The sequence below is a fragment of the Paeniglutamicibacter kerguelensis genome, from assembly GCF_017876535.1.
Classification (GTDB): Bacteria; Actinomycetota; Actinomycetes; order Actinomycetales; family Micrococcaceae; genus Paeniglutamicibacter; species Paeniglutamicibacter kerguelensis.
In genome coordinates, this window is the sequence record NZ_JAGIOF010000001.1 from 3,019,263 (window position 1) to 3,044,785 (window position 25,523).

General features: G+C 66.5%; 24 protein-coding genes and 1 riboswitch. Of the genes, 8 read left to right on the forward strand and 16 right to left on the reverse strand.

Features of this window, described 5'->3' with window-relative positions; translation table 11 throughout:
* Nucleotides 1-37: 37 nt before the first annotated feature.
* Nucleotides 38-1,009 carry a metal ABC transporter solute-binding protein, Zn/Mn family gene (locus tag JOF47_RS13880; RefSeq protein WP_209999487.1) on the forward strand — a complete coding sequence of 324 codons (972 nt, stop codon included), beginning with the start codon at nt 38-40 and terminating at the stop codon, nt 1,007-1,009.
* 66 nt (nt 1,010-1,075) lie between these two features.
* Here the strand turns inward: JOF47_RS13880 and JOF47_RS13885 are convergent, their stop codons facing one another.
* The 8 genes from JOF47_RS13885 to gcvP all read right to left on the reverse strand — a co-directional run bounded on the left by JOF47_RS13885 (nt 1,076) and on the right by gcvP (nt 12,281).
* Complete coding sequence (locus JOF47_RS13885) at nt 1,076-2,224, reverse strand: baeRF2 domain-containing protein (protein WP_209999488.1); 1,149 nt, start codon at nt 2,222-2,224, stop codon at nt 1,076-1,078.
* A 203-nt stretch (nt 2,225-2,427) separates the two neighbouring features.
* Entirely contained in the window at nt 2,428-3,786 is a 1,359-nt protein-coding gene (mgtE, locus tag JOF47_RS13890) for a magnesium transporter (RefSeq protein WP_209999489.1), read from the reverse strand.
* Nucleotides 3,787-4,273: 487 nt separating this feature from the next.
* Nucleotides 4,274-4,780 carry a GNAT family N-acetyltransferase gene (locus JOF47_RS13895; RefSeq protein WP_209999490.1) on the reverse strand — a complete coding sequence of 169 codons (507 nt, stop codon included), beginning with the start codon at nt 4,778-4,780 and terminating at the stop codon, nt 4,274-4,276.
* A 152-nt stretch (nt 4,781-4,932) separates the two neighbouring features.
* The gene (locus JOF47_RS13900; RefSeq protein ID WP_342592789.1) at nt 4,933-6,342 is read right to left on the reverse strand and encodes an L-serine ammonia-lyase; all 1,410 of its coding nucleotides are present in this window, start codon (nt 6,340-6,342) and stop codon (nt 4,933-4,935) included.
* Nucleotides 6,343-6,498: 156 nt separating this feature from the next.
* The gene (gene glyA, locus JOF47_RS13905; protein ID WP_209999492.1) at nt 6,499-7,818 is read right to left on the reverse strand and encodes a serine hydroxymethyltransferase; all 1,320 of its coding nucleotides are present in this window, start codon (nt 7,816-7,818) and stop codon (nt 6,499-6,501) included.
* The gene (gene gcvH / locus JOF47_RS13910; protein WP_209999493.1) at nt 7,815-8,195 is read right to left on the reverse strand and encodes a glycine cleavage system protein GcvH; all 381 of its coding nucleotides are present in this window, start codon (nt 8,193-8,195) and stop codon (nt 7,815-7,817) included. Before gcvH ends, glyA begins: the two co-directional genes overlap by 4 nt.
* 96 nt (nt 8,196-8,291) lie before the next feature.
* Entirely contained in the window at nt 8,292-9,404 is a 1,113-nt protein-coding gene (gene gcvT / locus JOF47_RS13915; protein WP_209999494.1) for a glycine cleavage system aminomethyltransferase GcvT, read from the reverse strand.
* Nucleotides 9,405-9,443: 39 nt separating this feature from the next.
* Nucleotides 9,444-12,281, reverse strand: coding sequence for an aminomethyl-transferring glycine dehydrogenase (gene gcvP, locus JOF47_RS13920; RefSeq protein ID WP_209999495.1), 2,838 nt, complete (start codon nt 12,279-12,281; stop codon nt 9,444-9,446).
* Between the two features lie 175 nt (nt 12,282-12,456).
* Nucleotides 12,457-12,557, reverse strand: a riboswitch (glycine riboswitch).
* 205 nt (nt 12,558-12,762) lie between these two features.
* On the opposite strand from gcvP, the gene JOF47_RS13925 reads away from it, so the two are divergent.
* Nucleotides 12,763-13,440, forward strand: coding sequence for an NADPH-dependent F420 reductase (locus tag JOF47_RS13925; protein WP_245356372.1), 678 nt, complete (start codon nt 12,763-12,765; stop codon nt 13,438-13,440).
* A gap of 122 nt (nt 13,441-13,562) precedes the next feature.
* Here the strand turns inward: JOF47_RS13925 and JOF47_RS13930 are convergent, their stop codons facing one another.
* On the reverse strand, nt 13,563-14,285 hold the full coding sequence (locus JOF47_RS13930) for a VIT1/CCC1 transporter family protein (protein WP_209999496.1): 723 nt from the start codon (nt 14,283-14,285) through the stop codon (nt 13,563-13,565).
* A gap of 125 nt (nt 14,286-14,410) precedes the next feature.
* On the opposite strand from JOF47_RS13930, the gene JOF47_RS13935 reads away from it, so the two are divergent.
* Nucleotides 14,411-14,713, forward strand: coding sequence for an ArsR/SmtB family transcription factor (locus tag JOF47_RS13935; protein WP_209999498.1), 303 nt, complete (start codon nt 14,411-14,413; stop codon nt 14,711-14,713).
* Nucleotides 14,710-15,219: an SRPBCC domain-containing protein gene (locus tag JOF47_RS13940; RefSeq protein WP_209999500.1), complete on the forward strand. Its 510-nt coding sequence runs from the start codon at nt 14,710-14,712 to the stop codon at nt 15,217-15,219. The genes JOF47_RS13935 and JOF47_RS13940 overlap by 4 nt, the downstream gene beginning before the upstream one ends.
* A gap of 21 nt (nt 15,220-15,240) precedes the next feature.
* On the opposite strand, the gene JOF47_RS13945 is transcribed toward JOF47_RS13940, so the two are convergent.
* Nucleotides 15,241-16,026: an SGNH/GDSL hydrolase family protein gene (locus JOF47_RS13945; protein ID WP_209999502.1), complete on the reverse strand. Its 786-nt coding sequence runs from the start codon at nt 16,024-16,026 to the stop codon at nt 15,241-15,243.
* A gap of 128 nt (nt 16,027-16,154) precedes the next feature.
* On the opposite strand from JOF47_RS13945, the gene JOF47_RS13950 reads away from it, so the two are divergent.
* Complete coding sequence (locus JOF47_RS13950) at nt 16,155-16,418, forward strand: hypothetical protein (protein ID WP_209999504.1); 264 nt, start codon at nt 16,155-16,157, stop codon at nt 16,416-16,418.
* Nucleotides 16,419-16,456: 38 nt separating this feature from the next.
* Here JOF47_RS13950 and JOF47_RS13955 read toward each other — a convergent pair whose 3' ends face one another.
* The 3 genes from JOF47_RS13955 to JOF47_RS13965 form a co-directional block, all read right to left on the reverse strand.
* Nucleotides 16,457-17,620: a serine hydrolase domain-containing protein gene (locus tag JOF47_RS13955; protein WP_342592790.1), complete on the reverse strand. Its 1,164-nt coding sequence runs from the start codon at nt 17,618-17,620 to the stop codon at nt 16,457-16,459.
* An 88-nt stretch (nt 17,621-17,708) separates the two neighbouring features.
* Entirely contained in the window at nt 17,709-18,728 is a 1,020-nt protein-coding gene (locus tag JOF47_RS13960; RefSeq protein WP_209999506.1) for a ribonuclease HI family protein, read from the reverse strand.
* 121 nt (nt 18,729-18,849) lie between these two features.
* Nucleotides 18,850-19,377, reverse strand: coding sequence for a GNAT family N-acetyltransferase (locus JOF47_RS13965; RefSeq protein ID WP_209999508.1), 528 nt, complete (start codon nt 19,375-19,377; stop codon nt 18,850-18,852).
* Nucleotides 19,378-19,636: 259 nt separating this feature from the next.
* On the opposite strand from JOF47_RS13965, the gene JOF47_RS13970 reads away from it, so the two are divergent.
* Together JOF47_RS13970 and JOF47_RS13975 are read left to right on the forward strand one after the other, a co-directional pair.
* The gene (locus JOF47_RS13970; protein ID WP_209999510.1) at nt 19,637-20,875 is read left to right on the forward strand and encodes an LPXTG cell wall anchor domain-containing protein; all 1,239 of its coding nucleotides are present in this window, start codon (nt 19,637-19,639) and stop codon (nt 20,873-20,875) included.
* A gap of 243 nt (nt 20,876-21,118) precedes the next feature.
* Complete coding sequence (locus JOF47_RS13975) at nt 21,119-21,853, forward strand: class I SAM-dependent methyltransferase (RefSeq protein ID WP_209999512.1); 735 nt, start codon at nt 21,119-21,121, stop codon at nt 21,851-21,853.
* Nucleotides 21,854-21,910: 57 nt separating this feature from the next.
* On the opposite strand, the gene JOF47_RS13980 is transcribed toward JOF47_RS13975, so the two are convergent.
* The 3 genes from JOF47_RS13980 to JOF47_RS13990 form a co-directional block, all read right to left on the reverse strand.
* Nucleotides 21,911-22,837, reverse strand: a complete 927-nt coding sequence (locus JOF47_RS13980) for an SDR family oxidoreductase (protein ID WP_209999514.1) — start codon at nt 22,835-22,837, stop codon at nt 21,911-21,913.
* 109 nt (nt 22,838-22,946) lie between these two features.
* Nucleotides 22,947-24,098, reverse strand: a complete 1,152-nt coding sequence (locus JOF47_RS13985; protein WP_210001697.1) for a glutathione S-transferase family protein — start codon at nt 24,096-24,098, stop codon at nt 22,947-22,949.
* 245 nt (nt 24,099-24,343) lie between these two features.
* The gene (locus JOF47_RS13990) at nt 24,344-24,919 is read right to left on the reverse strand and encodes an NADPH-dependent FMN reductase (RefSeq protein WP_209999516.1); all 576 of its coding nucleotides are present in this window, start codon (nt 24,917-24,919) and stop codon (nt 24,344-24,346) included.
* A gap of 127 nt (nt 24,920-25,046) precedes the next feature.
* Here JOF47_RS13990 and JOF47_RS13995 point away from each other — a divergent pair, with 127 nt between their 5' ends.
* Entirely contained in the window at nt 25,047-25,514 is a 468-nt protein-coding gene (locus JOF47_RS13995; RefSeq protein ID WP_209999518.1) for a MarR family winged helix-turn-helix transcriptional regulator, read from the forward strand.
* Nucleotides 25,515-25,523: the final 9 nt, after the last annotated feature.

A 25,523-nucleotide genomic window follows, 5' to 3' on the forward strand; every position in this document is an offset into this window, starting at 1 on the left:
GACACCTTCAACGAGTTCCGAAAGGACCACTCCCCTCATGACTCGAAAACTTGGTCTGACCGCCACAGCACTGCTCGGCACCTTGGCGCTTGCCGCCTGCGGGAACACCGCCCAGGCACAGCCCTCCGCCGAAGATTCCCGCATCCAGGTGCTCAGCAGCACAACCGTCTACGCAAACCTCGCCGGGGAAATCGGAGGGGACTTGGTGGACAGCGGTTCCATCATCGATTCGCCGTCGCAAGACCCGCATTCCTACGAGGCCACGGCACGCGACAAACTCGCCGTTTCCAAGGCCCAGCTTGTCATCGGCAACGGCGGCGGCTACGACCAGTTCCTCGACAGCCTGACCCAAGACCTGCACCTTCCCGAGCAGGCAGTTCTACGCGCCGTGGACCATTCCCCGGTTCCCGCCGCGAGTCCCGAGCACGAAGAGCACGAGCACGAGGATGAGCACGACAACGATGCCCACCCCGGCCACGCGCACGCAAACTACAACGAGCATGTTTGGTACGACCTGGATTCCATGCGCGAACTCGTCCCGGAAATAGCGGACAGGCTCTCAACGATCCGCCCCGAAAACCGGGCCGCATTCGAGGCCAACGCCGCAAGGCTGGATGCGGAGCTGTCCGGACTCGAATCCGGCATCAAGACACTTCGCGGCGAAACCCAGGGCCGGCACTTCGCGATGACCGAGCCCGTGCCATTCCACCTGCTGGCGGATCTCGGCATGGAAGACCTGACCCCCGCCGGCTTCAGCGAGGCCATCGAGGGCGGCGCGGAGGTTTCGCCCCAGGCATTGAAGCAGATGACGGACCTGCTGGCTGCAGGGAAGATCGATGTGCTGGCCTACAACACCCAGACCGCCAGCCCCCAAACTGAACGCATCCGCGACTTCGCCTTGAAGCAGAACGTGCCGGTCGTTGATTTCTCTGAGACGCTTCCGGCCGACACCGGATACACCGACTGGATGGCCGGCAACCTGCAGTCCATCGAAAACAACACCAAGTAGCGCCCTTAAGCAGCGGTGGAGGCCCCGGTACCGGGGCCCCCACCGCTGCTTAAGGAACTCCTCGAATCATTCGGCCGGGCGCGCCTCGCCCGTGGGCCAACGCAGCAACGCCGCGATGCCAACGCCCTCGGGCAGGATGCCCTCGGGCACGTAGCGGATCGTCGCGTCGGTCAACGCCGTGGCACGCAACAGCACCTCCGGCGCCGGCCATGAACCGATGACCAGCTCGGCGTGGTCATCCGAGTCCTCGCCCTCGAGCCATGGCTCTGAAGTCAACGCAACCAGGGACTCATCGTCCTGGAACTGGTTGACCAGCACGGTGCTTGCCTGGGCCTGCTGCAAGGCTGCGACAACCTCGTCGAAGCCCAACGCCAAATCAGACCGGCCGTTGCCGGTTCGGTTGCCAATCTTCTCGGACAGTTCCTTCAACTCGCGGTCGACCACCTCGTTCACGTGCTCGGCCACCGCCGCCGCAAAAGCCGCTTGGTCGGCACCCCCGGTTCGGGTGTTCTGCTCCAATGTCGTGGTGATCGCCTTGCTTGCGGGGGCCAGTTGGCCGACGACCAATTCGCGGGCCTTCACGTCTCCGGCCAGCACAATCAACTTCACATAATTTTCGCGGGCCAGCTCATCGATTTGCTTGGCCAGTTCATCGGCATTGCGCCGCCATATTTCCTCCGTTGCCGATCGGTTCTTTGGCTCGTCGTAGCGACCCGGAACCTTGCGTGCGTGGTGCGCTTCTTCGGGATCGCCGGTGACCCCGCGGCGCTCGCCCACCTCTTGAATTGACGAATGGTACAGGCGGACTTCGCCTCCGTCCCGGCTGGCCTCGGCCACCAAGTACGGGAACTGGCCTCCCCGGGCCCTGGCCAGTGCCACAAGATTGGGGAAGGGCCCGCAGTCGACATCTGGGTCCTGGATCTTGAGGCCCTGGATAAGTTCGTCGACCACAACCTCCCCGTCGTTCACGGCCACGAAGCGCGCGACCGGTGCGGGACAACCGCGGGCAGGTACCAGGGCTTCCCTGATGGCCCGGATGTCCGCTTCGGATGCCTGTTGTGAGGCAAGGATCTTGCTGACGGTTTCCGGAAGTTCATCCGCCGCTTCATGTGCGGCGGTGGTTCCTAGAGAAGCATCGAAGAGGGCCGTACACCATTGGCCCTCTCGACGATAGAGCGAGGCGTCGATTCCTGTGGAACCTGCGCGTGATGCCATGGGGGAACTCCTTCCCACGCGGTGTCTACCGCATGCCGATTCGATCCGTCTGCCCACCGTAGCACCGGAGCACAGGTTGCCGAAAGGGTCTGTTCGAAACGCTTTCCGATGGGTAGTATGAGGCGGCCCGCGGGCCCCCGGAGGCCTTCGCGGGGCCTGCGGAACCGCCTCAATCGGGCCTCATCTGGTGCTTGTCGCGGGTGTCAGAGGCCCAGGATGCTGGTGGCGATCAGGAAGTAGATGATCAGGCCCGTGGAATCGACAAACGTCGAAATGAACGGGTTGGAGAACACCGCCGGATCCGCCTTGACGGCCTTTCCCAGCAATGGCATCAGCCCGCCGATGCTTGCGGCCATGGTGCAAACGCCGAGCAACGTCAACCCGATGACCAGCCCGATCGGCACGGAAAATGCCAACGCGGCGATCGTGAATCCCAGGGTCCCCAGGAGCAGGCCCAGCAGGGCCCCGACGCGCACCTCGCGGGCAAAGACCCTTAACACGTCCTTGGGCCGGACATCCCCCAACGCCAATGCACGTGTGATCGTTGTCGCCGCCTGGTTGCCGGTGTTGCCGCCCGTGCCGATCAGGAGAGGAATGAACAGCGAAAGCACCACCTGCTGTTCAAGCGTCGCTTCGAAGGCGCCGATCACCTGCACGGTGAGCGTCGCGCCGAGGGCCAGCACCAGCAGCCACACCACGCGGGCCCGCACGATGCTGCGCACCGGCGTTGCAAGGTACGGCCTGCGCAGCGGTTCGCTGCCGCCGGCGCGTGCGGCGTCTTCGCTCTCTGCGTCCTCGAGGATCTGCAGCGCGTCATCCACCGTAAGGATGCCGACCAGCCTTTCCTCGGCATCCACGATTGGCAGCACCAGCACCTTGGCGTCCGCGCAATAGCGCGCGGCTTCCTCCGCATCCTGGGTCGCCGGAACACTCAACGGGCTTTTCATAATCCCGGAAACGAACACCGCGGCATCGGCCCGCAGCACGTCACGCAACGACACAACCCCCACCAAGTTGCGCCCGGCGTCGGTGACGGGAATCGTGTAGACGCTTTCGGCATCATCGAGTTGGGCGCGCACGCGGGCAAGGGTCTCCCCCACCGTGAGCTCGGGGTGGGTGATCACAAACTCGGGGCTCATGTAGCGGCCGACCGCGCCCTGGGGGTAGCCGAGCACCGTGGAGGTAAGCGCACGCTCCTTCTCGCTCAGCCCGAGGATCAAGCGGTTGGCCACGGAAGCCGGCAATTCATCCATCAACGCAACACGGTCATCGGGGCTGAGCCCCGCGAACACCTCGGCGACCTCAGAGTCCTGCAACCCGGCGACAAGGTCGGCCTGCAAGGCGGCATCAAGCCGCTCGAAGACCTCGATGGCACGGTCCTTGGGCAACGTGCGGTAGGCCAGCGCACGCTCGATGGTGTTGAGGCGTTCTAGCTGTTCAAGCGTTTCGGTGACATCAAGGGGCTGCAATACCCGTGAAACGTCCGCGACGTTGTTGGCCCCAAGGGCCTTGACCAAGAGCTCGGCGCTTTCGTCGAACGAGATGGTGGGAGATTTGATCATGTTCCGGTTCCCTCCGGCTAGGCACACGCAGGAAAACGCGGGGGTGCCGCGGCGTGTGCAAAAAATGAGTGTGGTGTGGATGCAATACCGCAACCGCACGAACTCATCGCCGGGAAAGGGGGAATACCAGGTTTTCCGGAAGAGTCTCCGGGCTCACCACCGTGGCAGGAAATTGCCACAAGCCAATAGCGAGGTTTTTTCGGGTGTGTTCCGAAAACGTCTTAGGCTCGGTGAAAGGATGATTCCCGCGGGCTCGGGCGAGGCTCGCGCGGTGCGGTAGATCGACTATGTCCGTCGTCCATGCGAGCGGTCACCTCCATCCCTTCTAGGGTTTCACCAGATCGGATCGACTGCATGCCAATGGCGGCACGCGAAATTCGTTCCATAGGGTCATCCTAAACGCAAAACCGCGTGAGTTGCCAAAATCGTGTCCGGAGACACCCTGTTTGCCCATCCGGGTCCGTCCGTCCGGCGTCCGCCTTCCTGTTCAGCTGGTGGGGACCCAGAACCTCATGGTGCGCTCTTCGCCCACTTGGATGACGTTCTCCAGCACCCCCCCGTTCGCCTCGATGGTGCGCGCCGACGCGGTGTTCTGTTCGTCGCAGGTGACAAGCGCTTTTTCGATGCCGCGAAGTGCCAGCTGCTCCATCGACAGGCGAAGGATCTCGGTTGCGTATCCACGGCGCCGGTAAGCCGGTCGAACCCCGTAGCCAATGTGGCCAGAGACTTGCATCAGGTGGTCGTTGAGTTCAAAGCGGATGCAGGTGCGCCCCACCAGTTCCCCATCGACAAAGGCGCCCCACAGTGCGGAAGGAACCCATCCGTCGGGGATCCCGAGGCCCTGTTCATGGGCAGCAAGCTGGTCGAGGTATTCGTCGAAGCCGCGGCGGAAGGAGTAGCCCAACAGGAAATCGAAGTCGTCGGCGTCCAGTTCGGTGCGTGCCAGCAGCGCTTCGTCGCGGTCTTCGATTTCGAAAGGTCTGATCGTGAGCATGCTTCGAAGGTTACCAGTGCGGGATGTACAGATCCTGCGACGCGGGGATCCGGGCCCATGTCGCGGTGCGACGATGCCGCCCAAGCCCAATGGCCGGGGCGGCATCACGGGGTTCGCCGATTACTCGGGCGGAATCCTGCCTGTTTGGGCGATCAGCACTCGATGACGTTGACGGCCAGGCCGCCCATCGCGGTTTCCTTGTACTTGGAGCTCATGTCCTTGCCGGTTTCACGCATGGTGATGATGACCTCGTCGAGGGTCACGTGGTGCTGGCCGTCGCCCATCAGTGCCATCTTCGCGGCGTTGATGGCCTTGGACGCGGCGATGGCGTTGCGCTCGATGCACGGGATCTGCACGAGCCCGCCGATCGGGTCGCAGGTGAGGCCGAGGTTGTGCTCCATGGCGATCTCCGCCGCGTTCTCCACCTGGTCGACGGTTCCGCCGAGGATCTCGGCGAGCCCGCCGGCGGCCATCGAGGAGGCCGAACCGACCTCGCCCTGGCAGCCGACCTCGGCACCCGAGATCGAGGCCTGTTCCTTGTACAGCACGCCGATGGCCGCGGCGGTGAGCAGGAAGCGGACGATGACGTCGTCGCGCTCCTCCTGGTTCCAGTACTTGGCGCCCGGCGCATAGTGGGTGGCGTAGAACATGACGGCCGGGATGATGCCCGCGGCGCCGTTGGTCGGCGCGGTGACAACGCGGCCGCCGGAGGCGTTTTCCTCATTCACGGCCAGCGCCACCAGGTTCACCCATTCCTGCCAGAACACGGGGTCGCGGTCCTTGTCCTCCTTGGCCAGGCGCTTGTGCCATTCGGGGGCGCGGCGGCGGACCTTGAGCCCGCCGGGCAGCACGCCCTCGCGTTCCAGCGAGGCGTCCTTGCAGTCCTCCATGACCTGCCAGATGTGCAGCAGTCCGGCCCGGATCTCCTCCTTGGAGCGGTGGATTTCCTCATTGGCCGCCATGACCCCGGCGATCGAAAGGCCGCTGGTGGCGCAGTGCTCCAGCAGCTCCGCGGCGGTGCGGAACGGGTAAGGCTGGGAGTTGATGGCCTGCTCGAAGTTGGCTGCGAGCTTCTCCTCTGCACCCTCGCGCACGATGAAGCCGCCACCCACCGAGTAATAGGTTTCCTCGCACAGCGTGTTGCCGTCGGCATCCAGGGCCGCGAGCTTCATGCCGTTGGTGTGGCGGGGAAGGACTGTCAGCGGGTGCTGGATCATGTCGGCAACGGCGAATTCAAGTTCCTTGCCCGCGCCCAGTGCCCTGCACAGCTGCAGCTTGCCGCTTGATTCCATCTCCTCAAGCCGGTCATCGACCTCGGAGGGCAGGATCTTCTCGGGTTCAAAGCCCTCGAGCCCGAGCATGATGGCGGTGAAGGTTCCGTGGCCGCGGCCCGTTGCGGCGAGTGAACCGTAAACGTCCACGCGCAGGGATACGGTGTCGGCGATGAATTCCTCGCGCACCAACTTTGCGGAAAAGGCGTAGGCGGCACGCATGGGGCCCACCGTGTGCGACGACGACGGGCCAATGCCGACGGTGAAAAGATCAAAGACGCTGATAGCCACGAGATGACTTCCTTCATGAGGTACTGCCGAGGGGGCGGTCGAATGGGGAGATGGATCGGCGCGCATGTGATGCGCGCCACGACCGTTTGTAAAAACACTGCGAGCCCGGGATCTTGTGAATCCCGGACTCGCAGCGGTGTAACTGGCGGCCGGGGATTAGGCCAGTTTTGCCAGCTCCGGGTAGAGCGGGTGGGCGTCGGCCAGGGCGTGCACGCGGTCCCTCAGGGCCGCGAGGGTTGCCCCGTTGTTTTCCTCGGTGCCGGCGATGAGGGTCTCGGCGATGACGTCCGCGACCTCCACGAAGGCGGCCTCGGAGAAGCCGCGGGTGGCCAGCGCCGGGGTGCCGATGCGCAGCCCGGAGGTGACCATCGGCGGGCGCGGGTCGAACGGGACCGCGTTGCGGTTCACCGTGATCTCGACCTTCGCCAGCAGGTCCTCGCCCTGCTGGCCGTCCAGCTCCGAGTGGCGCAGGTCCACCAGCACCAGGTGCACGTCGGTGCCGCCGGTGAGCACGCTGATGCCCTTGGCGGCGACGTCCGGGGCGTTCAGCCGCTCGGCCAGGATCCTTGCCCCGGCGATGGTGCGGGCCTGGCGGGCCTTGAACTCCTCGGTGGCCGCGATCTTGAACGCCACGGCCTTGCCGGCGATCACGTGCTCCAGCGGGCCGCCCTGCTGGCCCGGGAACACCGCGGAGTTGATTTTCTTGGCGATGTCCGCGTCGTTGGTGAGGATGATGCCGCCGCGCGGGCCGGCCAGGGTCTTGTGCGTGGTGGAGGAGACCACGTGGGCGTGCGGCACCGGGGAGGGGTGCAGCCCGGCGGCGACCAGCCCGGCGATGTGCGCCATGTCCACGAACAGGTACGCGCCGACCTTGTCGGCGATCTCGCGGAACCGCTTGAAGTCCAGTTCGCGCGGGTAGGCGGACCAGCCGGCGACGATCATCTTCGGGGAGTGCTCCAGGGCCAGGGCCTCGACCTTGTCCATGTCGATGACCAGGGTGTCCTCCTCGACCCCGTAGGGGACGATGTTGTAGAGGCGGCCGGAGAAGTTGATCTTCATGCCGTGGGTCAGGTGCCCGCCGTGGGCCAGGTTCAGGCCCATGACGGTGTCGCCCGGGCGGATCAGCGCGTGCATCACCGAGGCGTTGGCCTGCGCGCCGGAGTGCGGCTGCACGTTCGCGTACGCGGCGCCGAAGAGCGCCTTCACGCGCTCCAGGGCGAGCGTCTCGATGACGTCGACCTCCTCGCAGCCGCCGTAGTAGCGGCGGCCCGGGTAGCCCTCGGCGTACTTGTTGGTCAGCACCGAGCCCTGCGCCTGCATCACGGCCAGGGCCGTGTGGTTCTCCGAAGCGATCATCTCCAGGCCGCGCTGCTGGCGGGCCAGCTCCGCGTCGATGCGCTGGGCGATCTCCGGATCAAGGGTGCCGATATCCTGCGTCAGCGACGCAGGAGCAAGGGATTCGAACGTTGCGGTCATGCGACGTCGCCGCCGTTTGCGGAGGCGTAGTCGGCTGCCGAGAGCAGCGGGCCTTCCTCGGTGACCTCAACGGTGAACAGCCAGCCGGCGCCGTACGGATCCTCGTTCAGGATGGCCGGGTTGTCGATGGCGTCCTGGTTGATTTCCACGATGGTGCCGGTGACCGGTGCGTACAGGTCGGAAACCGACTTGGTGGACTCCACCTCGCCACAGGTTTCGCCGGCGGTGACTTCGGAGCCAACTTCTGGAAGGTCAACGTAAACAACGTCGCCCAGGGCGTCTGCCGCAACCTGGGTGATGCCCACCTTGGTCGGGGTCGAGGCGTCGACCCATTCGTGCTCGGCCGAGTAACGCAGGGAGGCAAGAACCTTGCTCATAGTGATATTTCCTCTCAAAGAATGTGGGGTAAAGCTGTTAGCCGGTTGGGTGGTGGCGGGGATCGGCGCATGTGCCGCTCTCCGCCACCACCAACGTTACTTGGCTCGGGTGTAGAACGGCAGTGCAATGACCTCGAACGGCTCGGCCTTGCCGCGCAGGTCAACGTCGAGCCCGGTGCCGATTTCGGCGAATGCCGGATCGACGTAGGCCATGGCCACCGGGTAGCCGAGGGTCGGGGAAGGCTGGCCGGAGGTGACAACACCAACCTGCACGCCGTCCTTCATCACCGGGTAGCCACCGCGGCCGGCGCGACGGCCAAGGCCCTTGAGTCCGACGAGCACGCGCTTGGCGCCTTCGGCCTTGACGGCCTCCAGTGCTTCGCGGCCCACGAAGTTCTCTTCCTTCTTGAAGGAAACGATCGGGCCGAGGTTGGCCTCGAACGGGTTGCCTTCAAGGGAGAGCTCGTTGCCGTACAACGGCATGCCGGCCTCGAGGCGCAGCGAGTCGCGGCATGCAAGACCGGCGGGGATCAACCCGTGGTTTGCGCCTGCCGCCATCAAGGCGTCCCAGAGCTCGGCGGCCTGTGCGTTGGGCACGTACAGCTCGAAGCCGTCCTCGCCGGTGTAGCCGGTGCGGGCCAGCAGCACGTCGATGCCGGCAACCGTGGTCTCGTCCGCGGCGTAGTAGCTCATGTCGGACACCAGTGACTTGGCGGACTCGGCGACGACCTCGTGCAGGATGGCCACTGCGGCCGGGCCCTGTACGGCGATCAACGAGGTCTCGGCCGATGCATCGGTCACGGTGACATCGAAGCCTGCTGCGCGCTCGGCAAGTGCTGTGGCAACCACCGGGGCGTTGCCGGCGTTGGGCACGACCAGGAACTTTTCGTCCCCGCGGCGGTAGGTGATCAGGTCATCGATGATGCCGCCGGCTTCGTTGCAGATGACCGAGTATTTGGCCTTGCCGACCTTCATCACGGCCATGTTTCCGGCCAGCGCGGTGTTCAGGAACTTTGCGGCGTCCGGGCCTTCTACCCAGACCTCGCCCATGTGGGAGAGGTCGAAGAGACCGGCGGTGGCGCGCACTGCCTTGTGTTCGGCCAATTCCGAACCGTACTTCAGCGGCATGTCCCAGCCGCCGAAGTCGGTGAAGGATGCGCCTAGTTCCGCATGCTGGGCATGCAGGGAGGTTTTCTTCGGGTCGCTCATCAAGCTACCTTTCGTGGGGCTCAAAAATGAGTGGCGGAATTAGTTTTCGAATGCTTCGGGAGCCGGGCAGGAGCAGATGAGGTTGCGGTCTCCGCCTGCGCCGTCGATGCGGCCCACTGCCGGGAAGTACTTGTCGACGCGCAGGGCGTGGACCGGGAATGCGGCCTGTTCGACGGAGTACTTGCGATCCCAAGCGGTGTTGATGACTGCCGAGACGGTGTGCGGGGCGTTGCGCAGCGGGGAATCCTCGATGTCGAAGTCACCGGCGAGCACCTGCTCCATTTCACCGCGGATCGCGATCATGGCTTCGATGAAGCGCTCGATCTCGCCCAGGTCCTCGGACTCGGTCGGCTCCACCATCAGGGTGCCGGCGACCGGGAAGGACAGGGTCGGTGCGTGGAAGCCGAAGTCGATCAGGCGCTTGGCAACGTCCTCGGCGGTGACGCCGGTCTTGTTGGTCAGCTCGCGCAGGTCCAGGATGCACTCGTGCGCAACCAGGCCCTTGTTGCCGGTGAACAGGATCGGGAAGTGCTGGCCCAAGCGGCTGGCGATGTAGTTCGCCGAGAGGATCGCGGTCTTGGTGGCGTCGGTCAGGCCTTCGCCGCCCATCATCGCAATGTAGGCCCAGGAGATCGGCAGCACGCCGGCCGAACCGAAGAGCGTTGCAACGACCGGGACGCCGTCGCGCACGGTGTAGGTGCCTGTGGCGTCGCCCGGGAGGAACGGCACCAGGTGCTCGGCAACGGCAACCGGGCCGACGCCCGGTCCGCCGCCGCCGTGCGGGATGCAGAAGGTCTTGTGCAGGTTCAGGTGCGAGACGTCGCCGCCGAACTTGCCCGGCTGGGCGAGGCCAACCAAGGCGTTCATGTTGGCGCCGTCGATGTAGACCTGGCCGCCCGCTGCGTGGACCTTGTCGCATACCTCGCGCACGTCCGGGTCGTACACGCCGTGGGTGGACGGGTAGGTGATCATGATCGCGGCAAGGACGTCCTTGTTCGCTTCGATCTTCGCATCAAGGTCGTTGGCATCGATGGAGCCGTCGGCCGCGGTCTTCACGACGATGACCTTCATGCCGGCCAAGACGGCAGAGGCGGCGTTGGTACCGTGGGCGGAGGCCGGGATCAGGCAGACGGTGCGCTGGTCATCGCCGTTGGCCTGGTGGTAGCCGCTGATGGCCAGCAGACCGGCGTATTCACCCTGCGAACCGGCGTTCGGCTGCAGGGAAACGCCGGCGTAGCCGGTGATCTCCGAGAGTCGGCCCTCAAGGTCGGTGATCAGGTCGCGCCAGCCCTCGGTCTGGTGTTCCGGGGCGTACGGGTGGATGGAGGCGAATTCCGGCCAGGAGATGGATTCCATTTCGGCGGTGGAGTTCAGCTTCATGGTGCACGAGCCCAACGGGATCATGGTGCGGTCCAGGGCCAGGTCGCGGTCCGAGAGGCGGCGCAGGTAGCGCAGCATCTGGGTCTCGGACTTGATGGTGTTGAAGATCGGGTGGCTCATGTAGTCGCTGGTGCGAACCACTGCCGCCGGAAGCTCGAAGCCCTCGGCCTTGAAACCTTCACCGGTGACGCCGAAGACTGCGGCGATGGCGGCAACGTGTGCCGGGGTGGTGGTCTCGTCGGTGGAGATGCCCACGGTGTCGGCGTTCACGCGGCGCAGGTTGATGCCGGCTTCTTCGGCCTTGGCGATGATCGCGTCGATGTCGGCGATCTTGACCTGGACGGTGTCGAAAAAGGCGTCGGCGGCCAGTTCCAGGCCTGCACCGGAAAGCACCGTGGCGATGGTGCGGGCGTGGTTGTGGGTGCGCTGCGCGATGCGCTTCAAGCCTGCCGGGCCGTGGTAAACGGCGTACATCGAGGCGGTGATCGCCAGCAACGCCTGGGCGGTGCAGATGTTGGACGTGGCCTTTTCGCGGCGGATGTGCTGCTCGCGGGTCTGCAGGGCCAGGCGGTAGGCGGGGGCGCCGGCGGAGTCCTTGGAGACGCCGACCAGACGGCCGGGAAGCGAACGCTCCAGGCCATTGCGCACTGCCATGTAGGCCGCGTGCGGGCCGCCGAAGAACAGCGGAACGCCGAAGCGCTGGGTGTTGCCGACGGCGATGTCGGCACCCTGCTCGCCCGGGGCGGTGATCAGGGTCAGGGCCAGGATGTCGGCGGCGACGGTGACCATCGCACCGCGCTCCTTGGCTGCGGCGATGATTGCGGCGTGGTCGACGACGGCGCCGTTGTTGCCCGGCTGCTGCAGCACGATGCCGGAGATGTCACCCTCGGGCAGGCCCGCGGTCAGGTCGGCGATTTCAACCTCGAAGCCCAGGGCTTCGGCGCGACCCTGCACCACGGAGATGGTCTGCGGGAAGAGGTTGGCATCCAGCACGGTCTTGGCGGTGCCCTTGGCCCTGTTGGCGCGGCGCATCAGCAGCACGGCCTCGGCGACGGCGGAGGCTTCGTCAAGCAGCGAGGCGTTGGCGATCGGCAGCGCGGTCAGGTCCATGACCATGGTCTGGAAGTTCAGCAGTGCCTCGAGGCGGCCCTGGGAGATTTCCGGCTGGTACGGGGTGTAGGCGGTGTACCAGGCCGGGTTCTCAAGGATGTTGCGCAGGATCACCGGCGGGGTGTAGGTGTCGGAGAAACCCTGGCCGATCATCTGGGTCTTCATGACGTTCTTGCCGGCGAGCACGCGGAGATCGGAAAGGACCTCGGCTTCGGTGCGCGGGGCAGGCAGGTTCAGGGGCTCGCTCTGGCGGATGTCGGCCGGAACGGCCGTATCGACGAGTTCGTCGAGGGAGGAATAACCAAGCTGGGCAAGCATGGTGTCGATGTCGCTGCCCTGGGGGCCAATGTGGCGGGCGACGAACTCAGCGGACGGGGTCACGGTCATGGGGAACTCCATTGGGTCATCGGCGTGCGTGCACGCCGAACGAGCTGCAAGTCCCTCCCCGACCCTGTTGCTGTGACCTGAGAGTTTCCGCACTGCTTCGCTTGACGGCGAAACAAATGCTTGCACCTTCGGTGAGCCGCACCGCCGTGGCGATGTTGCTACTTTCCAGAGTTGCCTCTTCGCGGCGGTACGGGGGCCTGAGAGTTTCCCGGGGAGGAATTGCTCCTACGGCGCCCGACCAACTTACGTTGTGCGGGACTCTCCCGCCGCATGTCAGTGGCTGTGCCCCCTGCGAGGCACGCTTACCATCCTACCGGCGATGCGTGAGCTAAACAACACGCACCGCCCCAACCCATATCAGCAAGCGATTTTTCGCCGCCACCGGCTCCCCTGAAAGAAATTTCGGACAAACACTTGACGCTTCAATCAATGGAGGTCTAGTGTTTTACTTGAAAGTTCAACCAAAAGTTTTGAGGACACCATGAAGAACTTCCTCGCTCGACTCTTCGGAAAGAAGGCACCCATGTCCATCGACATCACCATCATCGGCACCGGCAACATGGCCCGCGCACTGTCCACCCGCGCACTCGCCGCGGGCAAGAACCTGCAGGTCCTGGCCCGCAACACCGAGGCCGCAGAATCGCTCGCGGCCGAACTCGGCCAGGGCACCGCCTCCGGCAACGCCACCGAGGCCCCGGCCGGCAACATCGTCATCCTGGCACTGCCCTTCGACGCCTCCAAGGAATACGTCCAGGCCCAGGGCGCGGCGCTGGATGCGAAGATCCTCATCGACATCTCCAACCCGGTCGACTTCGCAACCTTCGATTCGCTGACCACCGCCCACGGCAGCTCCGCAGCCGAGGAAATCGCCGCGCTCACCTCCGCCAGCGTCGTCAAGGCCTTCAACACCAACTTCGCGGGCCCGCTGGCCGCCGGGAACGCCGGCGGCGCGACCCAGGACATCTTCATTGCGGGCGACGATGCCTCCCGCACCGCCGTGGCCGAATTCGTCACCGCAGCGGGCATGCGCCCCCTCGAGGTCGGTGGCATCCACCACGCCCGCGAGCTCGAAGGCTTCCAGCTGCTGATGATGGCCATGCAGGTCAACCCGGCCCTGGCCGACTTCAACTGGAACACCTCGCTGCAGGTTGCCGGCTAGGCCCGGCCTCCGCACGGGTACACACGGGAACACCTCCGAAAAGGTCCGCGGGGAGAATGCCAACAGGCATCCTCCCCGCGGACCTTTTTGCACGCCACGGCATCCGGCGCGGGCGAATACAGCTACACGACGCCGGAGACCCCCAGCCAGGAGCCGATCGCGAACGTGACAACAAGCGCCGCGGCCCCGCCGACCAGGACCCGGATCGTCGGACGCAGCATCGGTGCACCGCCAAGCCTGGCACCCATCGCGCCGGTGAAGGCAAGCGCGAGCAGCACCGCAACGAACGTGACGGGGATCTTCAACGGGCCGGGCAGGAACACCGCAGTGGCAAAGGGCAGCACCGCGCCGACGGAAAAGGCAATCGCGGAGGCGACGGCGGCATGCCACGGGCTGAGAACCTCGTCCTGGTCAAGGTGCAGCTCGGCGTCCAGGTGGGCGGCGAGCACGTCGTGGGCCGTGAGCTCCCCGGCAACGCGCGCCGCCGTTTCCGCGCTCAGGCCCTTGGCCCGGTAGATCGCGGTAAGCTCCTCGAGCTCGACCTCGGGCATCTCCGAGAGCTCCCGGCGCTCCTTTTCGATGAGCGCCAGCTGGGAATCGGCGGAGCTGGAGACCGAGACGTACTCCCCCAGGGCCATGGAGATGGCGCCACCGATGGAAGCCGCGGCACCGGCCGCGATGATCGGCCCGTTGGCCGCCGTTGCCCCGGCCACGCCGACCACCACCGCTGCCACCGAAACGATTCCGTCATTGGCCCCGAGCACCCCGGCTCGCAGCCAATTCAGCCGCGCCGCAACCCCCGCATCGTGCGGCTCGTCCTCGTGTTGCACTGCATCTTGACTCATGTTTCCCAGCCAACCACTAGCCGCAGCGCTTGGCCAGAGCAAAGGCGGGGCGGGCGGGACCGGCGACGTCCCCGAGCATCCAGCCGACCTTGCGCAACATATTTCCACACAGTAATATGAACGGCATGAGCGCATATGCCGCACTGGCCGAACCACACCGCAGGTTGATCCTCGACCTGCTGCGCGACGGCGAGCGCCCCGCCGGGGAACTGGTGGAGCACCTCGGGCTGAGCCAGCCCGGAGTCTCCAAGCACCTCAAGGTGCTGCGCGAAGCCGGGCTAGTGGTGGTGCGCGCCGAGGGCAAGCAACGTTTCTATGCGCTGCATCCCGAACCCCTTGCAGAAGTCTTTCAGTGGCTGGAGCCCTACCGCATGTTCTGGTCCAGCCGCCTGGACACCCTCGAACAACACCTGAAGGAGAACCCATGAGCGACGGAACCCTGGAAACAATCGGCGGGCGCCCGGCCCTGCGCTTCGAGCGCGTGCTGCCGCATTCGGTCGAACGCGTCTGGCGGGCCGTGAGCGAACCGGAGGAACTCGAGAAGTGGTTCCCCGCGGCGGCCCCCTGGACCCCTGCGGCGGGCGAGAAGCTCGAGGTCTACGGCATGACCGGCGAGGTCACCGAGGCCGCGGCCCCGCACCGCCTGGCCTGGAACTTCAACGGGGACGACTACAGCTTCGACCTGACTCCGGAGGACGGGGGCTGCCGCCTGGTCTTCATCCACGTCTTCACCGAGGGCACCCCCGCGGCGCAGACGGCCGCCGGCTGGCACTCCTACCTGGCGCGCCTCGACGTGCATCTGGACGGCGGGTACCTCTCGGAGATGGACGCGCACGAGAACTGGGATCTCACCCACGAACGCTATGCGGCAGCCTTCGGCGTCGACCCGGAACCCGGGCGCCAGTTCTGGGCCCAGTTCCTCGCCAATAGGTAACCCCTGCGGCGCAGGGTTTCCCTATTCGTGGCGCCCGGCGTTGCCGGCACCCAGGGAAATGTAGTCGGGGTACTTGGCGCCCAGGTTGTCGCCCGACGAGGTCCCGGTCAGCCGGCGCTTGACCCACGGCGCCAGGAATTCCTTGGCCCACGCCGCATCGGCGCGCAGCTTTTCGGCGCGGGTCTGCGCAATGAGTGGCGGAAGTTCCGGAACCTCGATCCCGGTCTCGCGGCCCAGCACGCCGAGCACCTTCTTGGCCATCAGCGTGTGTCCGGGAGTGCCCATGTGCAGGCGGTCGGCGGCCCAGTAGCGCCAGTCCTGGAATTCGCGCCAGCGCCAGTAGTCGGCGATGACCGCCCCATGCTTTTCGGCGATCTCGCGCACGCCCTCGTTGTAGATGGCGGTGCGCCCGCGGGTCTTTTCGAAGATCGCCGACCCGTTGGAATCAAAGCCGGTGAACAGCAGCAGCCGGGCACCGGTCCCGGCCAGCTTGGCCACCGCCTCGTCGTAGCGTTGCATCAGCGCGTCGATGTCGACGCTGGGGCGCAGGATGTCGTTGCCTCCCATGTACAGGCTGACCAGCGTCGGCTTCATGTTCAGCGCGACCGGCAGCTGCTCGGAGACGACCTGCCCGACCTTCTTGCCGCGGATCGCCAGGTTCGCGTATCCCCATTCGGGGTCGGTGCAGAGCTGTTCGGCGACCCGGTCCGCCCAGCCGCGGACGTGGTTCGGCCGCGTCGGGTCCTCATCGCCCATTCCTTCGGTGAAGGAGTCGCCAAGTGCCAGGTATCGTTTCGAGAATTCCACGGCACCAGACTATCCCGCCGCAACCTTCCGGCGCGGGAGAACCGCTTCGGCGGCGACGCACCAAGACTCACGGCATCCATGCGCCCGGGTCACAGCCGCCACAAAGATTTCGGGCGCACTCTCGAATCATGAAACGGAACCTGCACCGCACCCCGGCCGCCAAGCACACCCCGGCATTCGGACCCGATGCCGGCCGCGACCCGGATGCAGCCCGCCCGCTGGACCTCGGCATGCCGGAAAACCACGATCCCGACCCGGAAATCCGCCAGTACACCATTCCGCTGCACATCGTCTTCACGCATGGTTCGGAGGTCGAGCCCGCGCAGATCCCGTGGCTCGAGGAAATCCGCGGCGACCAGTTCCTCTCCGACCTACATGCGGAAGTCATCTAGGTTTCCGGACGCCGGGCCCGTCCCGGCAACTGCCCCGGCTACCCGCCGAGCAGCACCTGGCGTGCCAGCACGGTCAATCGCCCGCCGCGGGATCCCGTGCCGTTTGCTTCCGCCCGCGACGGGACGTAGCCGAACGCCAGCCCGTAGGCGGGATCGGCGAAGGCCAGCGACGCGTTGGCGCCGTCGTGCCCGAACGCGCGGGACGAACCGAACGCGTTGTTCGGGTGGGCCTTCATGAACCCGACGCCGAACGCGCCCATCGTCCCGGTGGCGCGGTCCAGCCCGAAAACCCGGTCCTGGCTGACGGTTGCGATCGTCGCGGCATCCAGAAACGGCGCGTGCTCGTCGCCGGCGCGGTCGACGAATCCCGTGGTCGCAGCGGCGTAGAGGCTGGCCAGGCCGTGCGCGTTGGCCACCCCGCCGATCGCGGCCATCCCCGCCTCGCGGATGGATCGGACATTCGGCACGTCCAGGATTTCGAAGCCCGGCCCCTTCGGCCCGTCGAAACCGGCCGTCGAATTCAGGGCCAGTCCCAGCGGGGAATAGGGGTCGACGAACGGGTAGGGTTCCGCGTCCTGCACCGTGAGCACCGGGCGGAAGCGGGATTCCTGGTCCTCGGGCAGCCCCAGGTAGAAGTCGATCTCGTGGGGTGCGCGGATGCGGCGCTCGAAGATGTCCTGCAGCGGCTCCAGCGCGGCTCGCCTGGCCAGCTCCTCCATGAAGACGCCCATGGTCAGCGCGTGGTACGAGTGCGTTCCGGGAGAATTCCACAGCGGCGCGGCCGCGGCGATGATGCCCGCGGCCAGCCGGGAGTCGATGAGTTCCTCCTGGGTGAACCCGCCCTCGACGCCGGGCAGGCCGCCCTGGTGGCTCAGCAGCTGGGCCACGGTGATGTTTTCCTTGCCGGCCGCGGCAAACTCCGGCCAGTACAGCGCCACGGGCGCCTCGAGGTCCAGCACACCCTCCTGCACCAGCAGCGCCATGACCAGCGCGCCGGCGCCCTTGGAGCAGGAGAACACCCCGGTCAGCGACTCGGCGGTGCAGTCGTTCCCGACGTGCATGTCCAGCACCAGGTTTCCGTCCCGGTAGATCGCCAGCTGCCCCGAGTAGCCGGGGTCTTCCTGTGCGTAGGAGCGCATCAGCTCCGCGACGGGGGCGAAGCGCTCATCAAGGACATCGGCGGTGTTCATCTGCGTACTCACCCGCACCACATTACCCATGACGGTCCGGCGGAATCGGCAAGCGGGGCCAGTGTTTCGGCGGCCCGTTTCGCTTCCCACCAGCGCCTTGCTACGCGCTGGGCGTTTCCTGCCGGTAGCGCAGCAGCCAGCGGCCATCGACCCGGTGCCAGAACGAAGAGCACAGGACCACGCCGTCCCCGGCCAGCAGACGGTAGGCAAGCTGCACCATGTTCTCCCCCAGCGGGTTCGCGGCGAGCACCTGCAGCGACCCGCCGGCCGGCAGCGGCTGGCCGACGCTCAACGCGGCGATGATGGTGGAGCGGTCGGTCAGCGAGCCGTCGCGGCTGATCTCCTGGAATTCGGGGTGCAGGAACGCCAGCATCTCGCCCAGGTCCGTGCGGACAGTCGGCGAGAGCAGTTCGCTTTCCAGCTCGAAGACCATGTGCAGGTCCGCGGCCGAGGCAGACGTTTCCGCCGCAGCGGCCGTCGCCGCCGAAACGGGTGCAGGCGCGGCCGGAGCCGGGGCCGCCGGAGCGGCCGCTGCCTTGAGTTCAGCCACTTCGCGATCGACGAACGGCGCCTCAAGGTCCTCGAAGGGCAGCGCGTCGTCGCCGTCGGGAGCCGGAACCTCCTGGTTGGCCGCACGCTCGTCCGCGGTGCTGGCGCCCTCGAGCCCCGGCCCGGCGTCGGGTTCCTGGCCGGCCTGGTAGGCGGTGGCGGCCGCGCGGGCGCGGTCGTCGGCGGCCTCGTTGAGTTCGTGCCCGGCGTGCCCCTTGACCCATTCGAAGCGGTAGTTCCGGCCCTTGATCGCCGCGTCGATGTCCTTGAGCAACTCGAGGTTCAGCACCGGCTTGCCGTCGGACTTCTTCCAGCCCTTTTTCTTCCAGCCCGGCATCCACTTGGTCACGGAGTTGATCACGTACTGCGAGTCACAGAGGATGTGCAGTTCCTCCTCCGGGCGGTGCGCGGTGGAGCGGAAGAGGTCGAGCACGGCCATCAGCTCGCCCATGTTGTTGGTGCCGTGGGCCCAGCCGCCGGCACGCCAATGGTCGTCGTCGATGTACCAGGCCCATCCTGCCGGTCCTGGGTTTCCGAGGGCTGATCCGTCTGCGGCTGCGGTGATCGTCATGGTTTCAATCCTGCCACGGCCCCGCCGACGGATTCACCTCGGCGCTTGGGCCCTGTGCGCCGCGGCGGCCCGCCGCCCGCTTGCAGGTCCCTTTGCCGGTCAATTTTTTACAGGTCGATTTTTACAGGTCGATCGCAAAGAGCAGCGAATCCCGCGCGACGCCGTCGATCACCTTGTGCCCGGGCAGCAGCCCGGCCCTGCGCAGGCCCGACTTTTCCAGCACGCGGATGGACCCGGTGTTCTCCGGACGGCAGGTTGCCACGACCCGCTCAAGGCCCAGGGTCCCGCGCGCGAAATCGAGCATTGCCACCGCCGCCTCGGATGCGTACCCGCTGCCCCAGTCACCGGTGCCCAGCACATAGCCGAGTTCGGCGCTCCCGCGTCCGGGGGCGAGTTCGGAATCGCCAAGCATCAGTGCGATCGACCCGATGACCCACCCGCCCACCGTGATCGCCAGCGTGTAGGTCTGCCGGGGATCGGTGATTTGTTCATCGAGGCAGGCGCGCAGAAACACCCGGGTGTCACCCGGGGTGTTGGGGCCCCATTCGACGAAGCGGCACACCTCCGGATCGGAGGCGAACGCATGCACGGCGTCGTGGTCGGCCTCCGCGTACTCGCGCAATTCCAGTCGTTCGGTGCTGATCTGCATGGGGACATCGTGGCACGTGGGGTGCTTTATTGAGTGGTTTCGGGGCGTCGCCGCCCCGTGAAACCAAGCACCGGCAGGCAACGACCCTGTAACGATCCCCCGACCCGCCGCGTTCCTGTTGGCACAGGGGTGCTGCCGGCGCCTAGTTTCGGGGGTAGTGAGTTACCACCCGTTCGCCCGCAGGGGGTCGGCCGTTCGTGAAGAAGCGTGCCCACGCCGGTTCCTGCCCGGGCAAAATTTCGCAAGACAGGATTATTTGATGCCATACCCCTTGAGGTCCACCGTCGGCGCGGCCGTCCTTGCCGGCGCTTTGGTGTTCTCGGGCGCCGCTGCCAACGCCCAGCCGCTGGCCGACGACGATTCGGTCGTCACGGCGCCCTTCGAACAGGGCACCCCGGATGCCGGCGAGTCCGCTCCGGTCGTGGAGCAGGGTGAGGCACCGTTGCTGCCGGAGTTGCCCGTCGAGGAGACCGCCCGCAACGGCGCCGCCGAGGAACCTACGGCCGGAACCCCGGATGCCGATATCGACGCCGATGCCGATGCCCCGGGTGGCGACGCAACCACCGGCCCGGCCGACACCGAAGAACTGCCGCCGGCCGGCGCCGGCGAGGAAACCGACGCTCCGGCGATTCCGGAAACCGATGGCCTGCCCGCCGGTGCGGAAGCCCCGATGGAAAATCCAGCTGTTGCGCCTGCGGATGCCCCCGCGGAAACCCTGGTGGAGAAAGTCCTGCCTCTCACCGAGAAGACAGCTCCCCCGACCGTGGCCAAGGCACCAGCCGCCCCGTCGGCAACCGGCGTCGTTTCCCATCCCGCAGCCACGGTCGTGACCGCGCCCGATGCCGGGGAAGAAGCCGAGACCGACGCGGAACCCGCCGCATCGTTGCCGGGTTCGGGCCTGTTCAAGTTCCCCGAGGGCGCGGCCGACTGGACCGAGGGACAGTGGAACGAGTGGATGGTCAGCGGCGAGTCCGGCCAGTGGCTGGAGGACAATGCCGAGTCGTTCGTTCAGCTGGTGGAATCCGAGGACTACGCGGACTTCCGCGATACGATCTTCCCGTACTTCGTCGAGGGAACCCCGGAGGAGCTGTTTGCCTATCTGGAGGCCACCTACCCGGATGACTTGCTGATGGCGCAGTTCATGGTCGGCGTCGTCATGGGCGAGCTGATCGAGGAGGGGGTGCTCGACGAGAACGGCAGCTTCATCGGCGAGCTGTTCCCGGAAACTGACGAGCCGACCGACAAGCCCGCCAAGGAACCGACGAAGGAATCCGCCGGGGAATCAGCCGAGAAGCCGGTGATCGAACCGGCCGCAATAATCAACAAGCCGAAGGCGCCGGCGAAGAAGCCCGTCGAGGTCTTCACGCCGGTCAGGGCGCCCGCCCCGGCGCTTGCCGAGACCGGCGCCGAGGGCGTTGGCCTGCTGGCCGGTGCCGGCGGTGGCCTGCTGGTACTGGGTGTAGGGGCACTGGTGCTGCGCCGCCGCACGAAGGCCTGACCGACACGCTGCGGGAGGGGCGCGGATCCGACGGGAAGGATTTTCCGTCGGATCCGCACCCCTCCCATTGTCGTTTAATCCGGCTGTCTCGCTTGCCTCCCGTGTGCTTCCCGTGTGCTTCCCGCGGGCACCGGTTCGGTACCGGCGGGGAACGCCGGTACCGAATGCGCGCGGCCCAATTCGGTTCCGGACACAGCGGCCCATGCGGCCGCACCGTCGAACCCAATGCCCTAGGCTCTGTGTATGCAGTCCTTCTTGAGCCCCGCGCAGCACGCAGACCTCTACGATGCCGAGAACACCTGGACGGCGGCCGAGGACTTTTTCCTCGCGTTCGCCAACGAGCAACCCGCCAGCCGCGTGTTGGACCTGGGCTGCGGCACCGGCCGGTTGACCATCGCCCTGGCCGAGGCGGGGCACCTTGTCACCGGCGTCGAACCGCACCCGGGTTCGCTCAACGCGGCCCGCGCCAAGCCCGGGGCCGGTGCGGTGCGCTGGATCGACGGGACCTCCGCGGCGCTGCCCCAGGACGCTGCCTTCGACGCCGCCATCATGAGCGCGCACGTGGCCCAGGCGATCGCCGACGAACAGGAGTGGGCCAGAACGCTGCGCGATGTCCGCAGCGCGCTGGTGCCCGGCGGGCGGCTGGTTTTCGACTCGAGGGATCCGCAGGCGCGGGCCTGGGAACGCTGGACCCCGGCGAACACCCGCAGCCACCTCACGCTGCCCGACGGCACGGCGCTTCAGCTTTGGATCGACGCGGCCGAACTTGAACAGGGGCTGGTCGGCATCACCGAGCACCGGTTCCTTGCCGACGGCAACCGGGAATTCGAGGATGCCCTGCTGGCGTTCCGCGGCGAGGCTGCCCTGCGCCGGGACCTGGCCGAGACCGGGTTCACGGTCGGGCCGGTGTTCGGCGGCTGGGCCGGGCAACCCGTGGGAGCCGGCGACGGCGAACTGATCGTCACCGCATACGCCTAGCGCCCCGCAAGACCCCCGGGACACGGCGACACCCGGCGGACAGCGACACCGGCGGACTCAGCGGTACCCCGTGGAATCCGCGGGCAACCCGGCATCCTGCACCTCGACCAGGTAGCGCCAGCAGTCCGGGGCCGAGCCGTCGACGTCGGTGAACCCGTAGTCGCGGGCCAGTTCCCCGCTGGAAAACGACCCTCCGGTGCGCGCATGCACGCTCGGGTCCGCGGCGAGCGCGGCCACGGCGCGCCCCACGAAGCGCGGGGATTCGCTGATCGCGGCAAAATGCCCGTTCTCCGCGGTGGCGGTGCGCCAGTTCGACTCGTTGACGCCGAACGCCTCCAGCATCATTTCCGAGCGCAGCCAGCCCGGGCTCAGCGCCAGCGCCGTGCACCCGTACGGCTCCAGTTCGCGGGCCAGGTCGAAAGCCAGGCGCAGCGGCGCATTCTTGGCCAGGTCGTAGAAGGTGGAAAGCCGGTAGTTGGCCCGGTTGTAGGCGGCGGTCCCGTCGGTCACCTCGACGTGAAGCCCGCCGGGGTTCCGGCTCAGCAACCCCAGCGCGTGGTGCGCCGTGACCAGGTGGGTTTTCACGCCGAGCTCCAGCATGCGCAGCCCGGCGGAAAGGTCGTGCTTCCAGATCGGAGCGTTCCAGTCGATCAGCTTCTCCCCGCCCCACACGTCGTTGACCAGCACGTCGAGCCTGCCCTGCTCGGCATCGATGCGGGCCACCAGGGCCGCGACGGCGTCGGATTCCAGGTGGTCCACCGCCACCGCGATGCCCCGACCGCCGGCCTCGGTGACAAGCTCGGCGGTCCGTTCAATGGTCTCGGGGCGGTCGTACTCGCTGCGCTTCTGCCGGGTGCTGCGGCCCGTGCAATACACGGTGGCGCCGGCTTCCCCGAGTGCGATCGCGATGCCGCGGCCCGCCCCGCGCGTGGCGCCCGCCACCAGTGCGACCTTGGATTGAAGTGCCCCGCTCCTGCGTTCCATGCAAACCACGCTAACCCGCCGGCCGCGCGGTCCGCCAGACTTGTGCGGCGAAGCCCGCCGGCCGGATCATCCAGCGGGCGGGCTTCGGTGCGTATTGGTCCTATACCGGCTAGGCCAGCGGGTAGAGCGGGTTGTGGCCGGCGGCCACGCGCTCGGACTCGCGCACGGGTTCAGGCGCGGTTCCGTTGCCCCAGGGGTTGCCCCCCAGCGCCTCGCGGCCGTGCGGTTCCAGCCAGTTCTCCAGCAGGGGGCCCTTGGGCACGATTTGCGTCGGGTTTACGTCGGTGTGCACCACGTAGTAGTGCTCCTTGACCTGCTCGAAGTCGACGGTGTCGCCGAAGCCCGGCAGCTGGAATAGGTCGCGGGCGTAGGCCCAGAGGTTCGGCATCTCGATGAGCTTGTTCCGGTTGGCCTTGAAGTGCCCGTGGTAGACCGGGTCGAAGCGCACCAGCGTGGTGAACAGCCGCACGTCGGCCTCGGTGATCGAATCCCCCATCAGGAACCGCCGGGTGGCCAGGCGTTCATCCAGCCAGTCCATGGCGACCCAGAGGCGATCGTACGCCTCCTCGTAGGCCAGCTGGTCGCCGGCAAAGCCGCAGCGGTAGACCCCGTTGTTGACCTCGGTGAAGATGCGCTTGATGACGTCCTGCATCTCCTCGAGCTTGTCCGCCGGCAGCAGGTCGGGGGCTCCCTTGCGCTGGAATTCCTTCCACTGCGTGGAGAAGTCCAGGGTGATCTGCGGGTAGTCGTTGGTGACCACGGCCCCGGTCGGCACGTCGACGATCGCCGGCACGGTGATGCCGCGCGGGTAGCCGGCGAAGCGCTTGAAGTAGTTCTCCTGGATGCGCTGCGTGCCCAGCACCGGGTCCACACCGCCCGGATCAAGGTCGAAGGTCCACGAGCGCATGTCGTGCACCGGGCCGGGGGTGCCCAGCGAGATCGCGTCCTCCAGGCCCAGCAGGCGGCGGACGATGATGGTGCGGTTGGCCCACGGGCAGGCGCGGGCGGCAACCAGGCGGTAGCGGCCGGCCTCGACCGGCCAGAGCTCGGCGCCGTCGGCGACGCCCGCGTGCACGTTGCCGATGGTCCCGCCGGTCGGCCCGCCGGTGGCGCGCACGGCCGCGGGATCGGCAACGATGCGGTCCTGGATGTAGTTGGTGTCGCGCGTGAATTCGGCACCCGTTACATAGGTGCCGGCGGTGCTGTGTTCACCGTCTTCGGTGCCGTCCAACGGCTGGCCGTCGGACGCCTGCCCACGCATTTCTTCTTCACGCAACGCGTCTTCTCCCAAAACTTGCTCGCTCATAACCAACCCTATAATCACGTGCCACAAAGCACCATGGCGGAAAGAAAAGCGGCCTGCACCGCGGAACGTCGCGGGCAGGCCCTGGTTGACGGACCCGCGGCCGGCACCTGGCAGGGTGCGGCAGCGGGTCCATCATGATCGGGCGGCGACCCGGCAACCCCAAGTCGCCCGGGCCGTCGCCCGAAGATGGTCGCCCGTGGTTAGGCGGAGACCAGTGCGGCTTCGCGAACCGACTTCATGGCCACGGTCCACGGAACCAGCTGGTCCAGGACCGGTGCCAGCGATGCGGCCTGCATTTCGGTCGGCTTGAAGACGGAGAAGTTCTCGAAGTCGGTGAACAGGGAAAACATGCCGGTCTTCTGCACGTGGGCGATCTGCAGCTCGGAGAGGATGCCGCGCAGGTGCTCGACGGCGCGCACGCCGAAGGCCGAACCGTAGGAGACGATGCCGGCGGCCTTGTTGGCGAACTCGACGTTCAGGTAGGACAGCGCATTGGCCAGGGCCGGCGCCACCGAGTGGTTGTACTCAGGGGTCACGAACACGAAGCCGTCGAACTCGTTGATCTTGGCGGCCCACGCCTTGGTGTGGTCGTTCTGGTAGTTCTGGTAGCCGGCCGGGTAGGCCTCGTCCAGAACCGGCAGGTTGAAGTCCGCGATGTCGACCAGTTCGTAGTCGGCGTCGCCGCGCAACTGTGCCTGCTCCAGGACCCACTGCGCAACGCCTGCGTTGTTGCGGCCCGGACGAGTCGAACCGGTGATGATGGCAATCTTGGTCATGCGTGTTCTCCTTGAACTGAGCGACACATCCGCGATCTTGCTGACGTGTCAACTAAAACTTGATGTTTCAATCATGCTACGAGACGATTGACATGTCAACCATGTGTTAAGAATTGTGAGGAGCACCATGCCCGAGCCCCGCTGGCTCAGCAGCCACGAACAGGAACTTTGGCTCGAATTCCGCGAGTTCCTCTGGGGTTTCCCCAGCGCGATGGACCGCCAACTCAGCCGCGACGCCGGCCTGTCCACCGGCGAGTACTCGGTGCTCGCCGCAGTTTCCCAGGCCGCTCCCGATCGCCTGCGCTCCGGCGACCTGGCCAGCACGCTGCAATGGGAACGTTCCCGCGTCTCGCACCTGCTGCGCCGCATGGAAGCCAAAGGCCTGATCGAACGCTGCGCGGCAAGCTGCGACGGGCGCGGCCAAGAAATCAAGCTGACCGACGCCGGCTGGGACACCATCCATTCGGCCGCACCCGACCACGTCGGATTCGTGCGCGAGGCCCTCTTTGACTCGCTTTCCTGCGACGAGCAGGACCAGTTGCGCACGATCCTGGCCAAGGTCCGCTCCGCCGTCGTCGAACGCGAGCTCTGGTAGCCCGGAGCA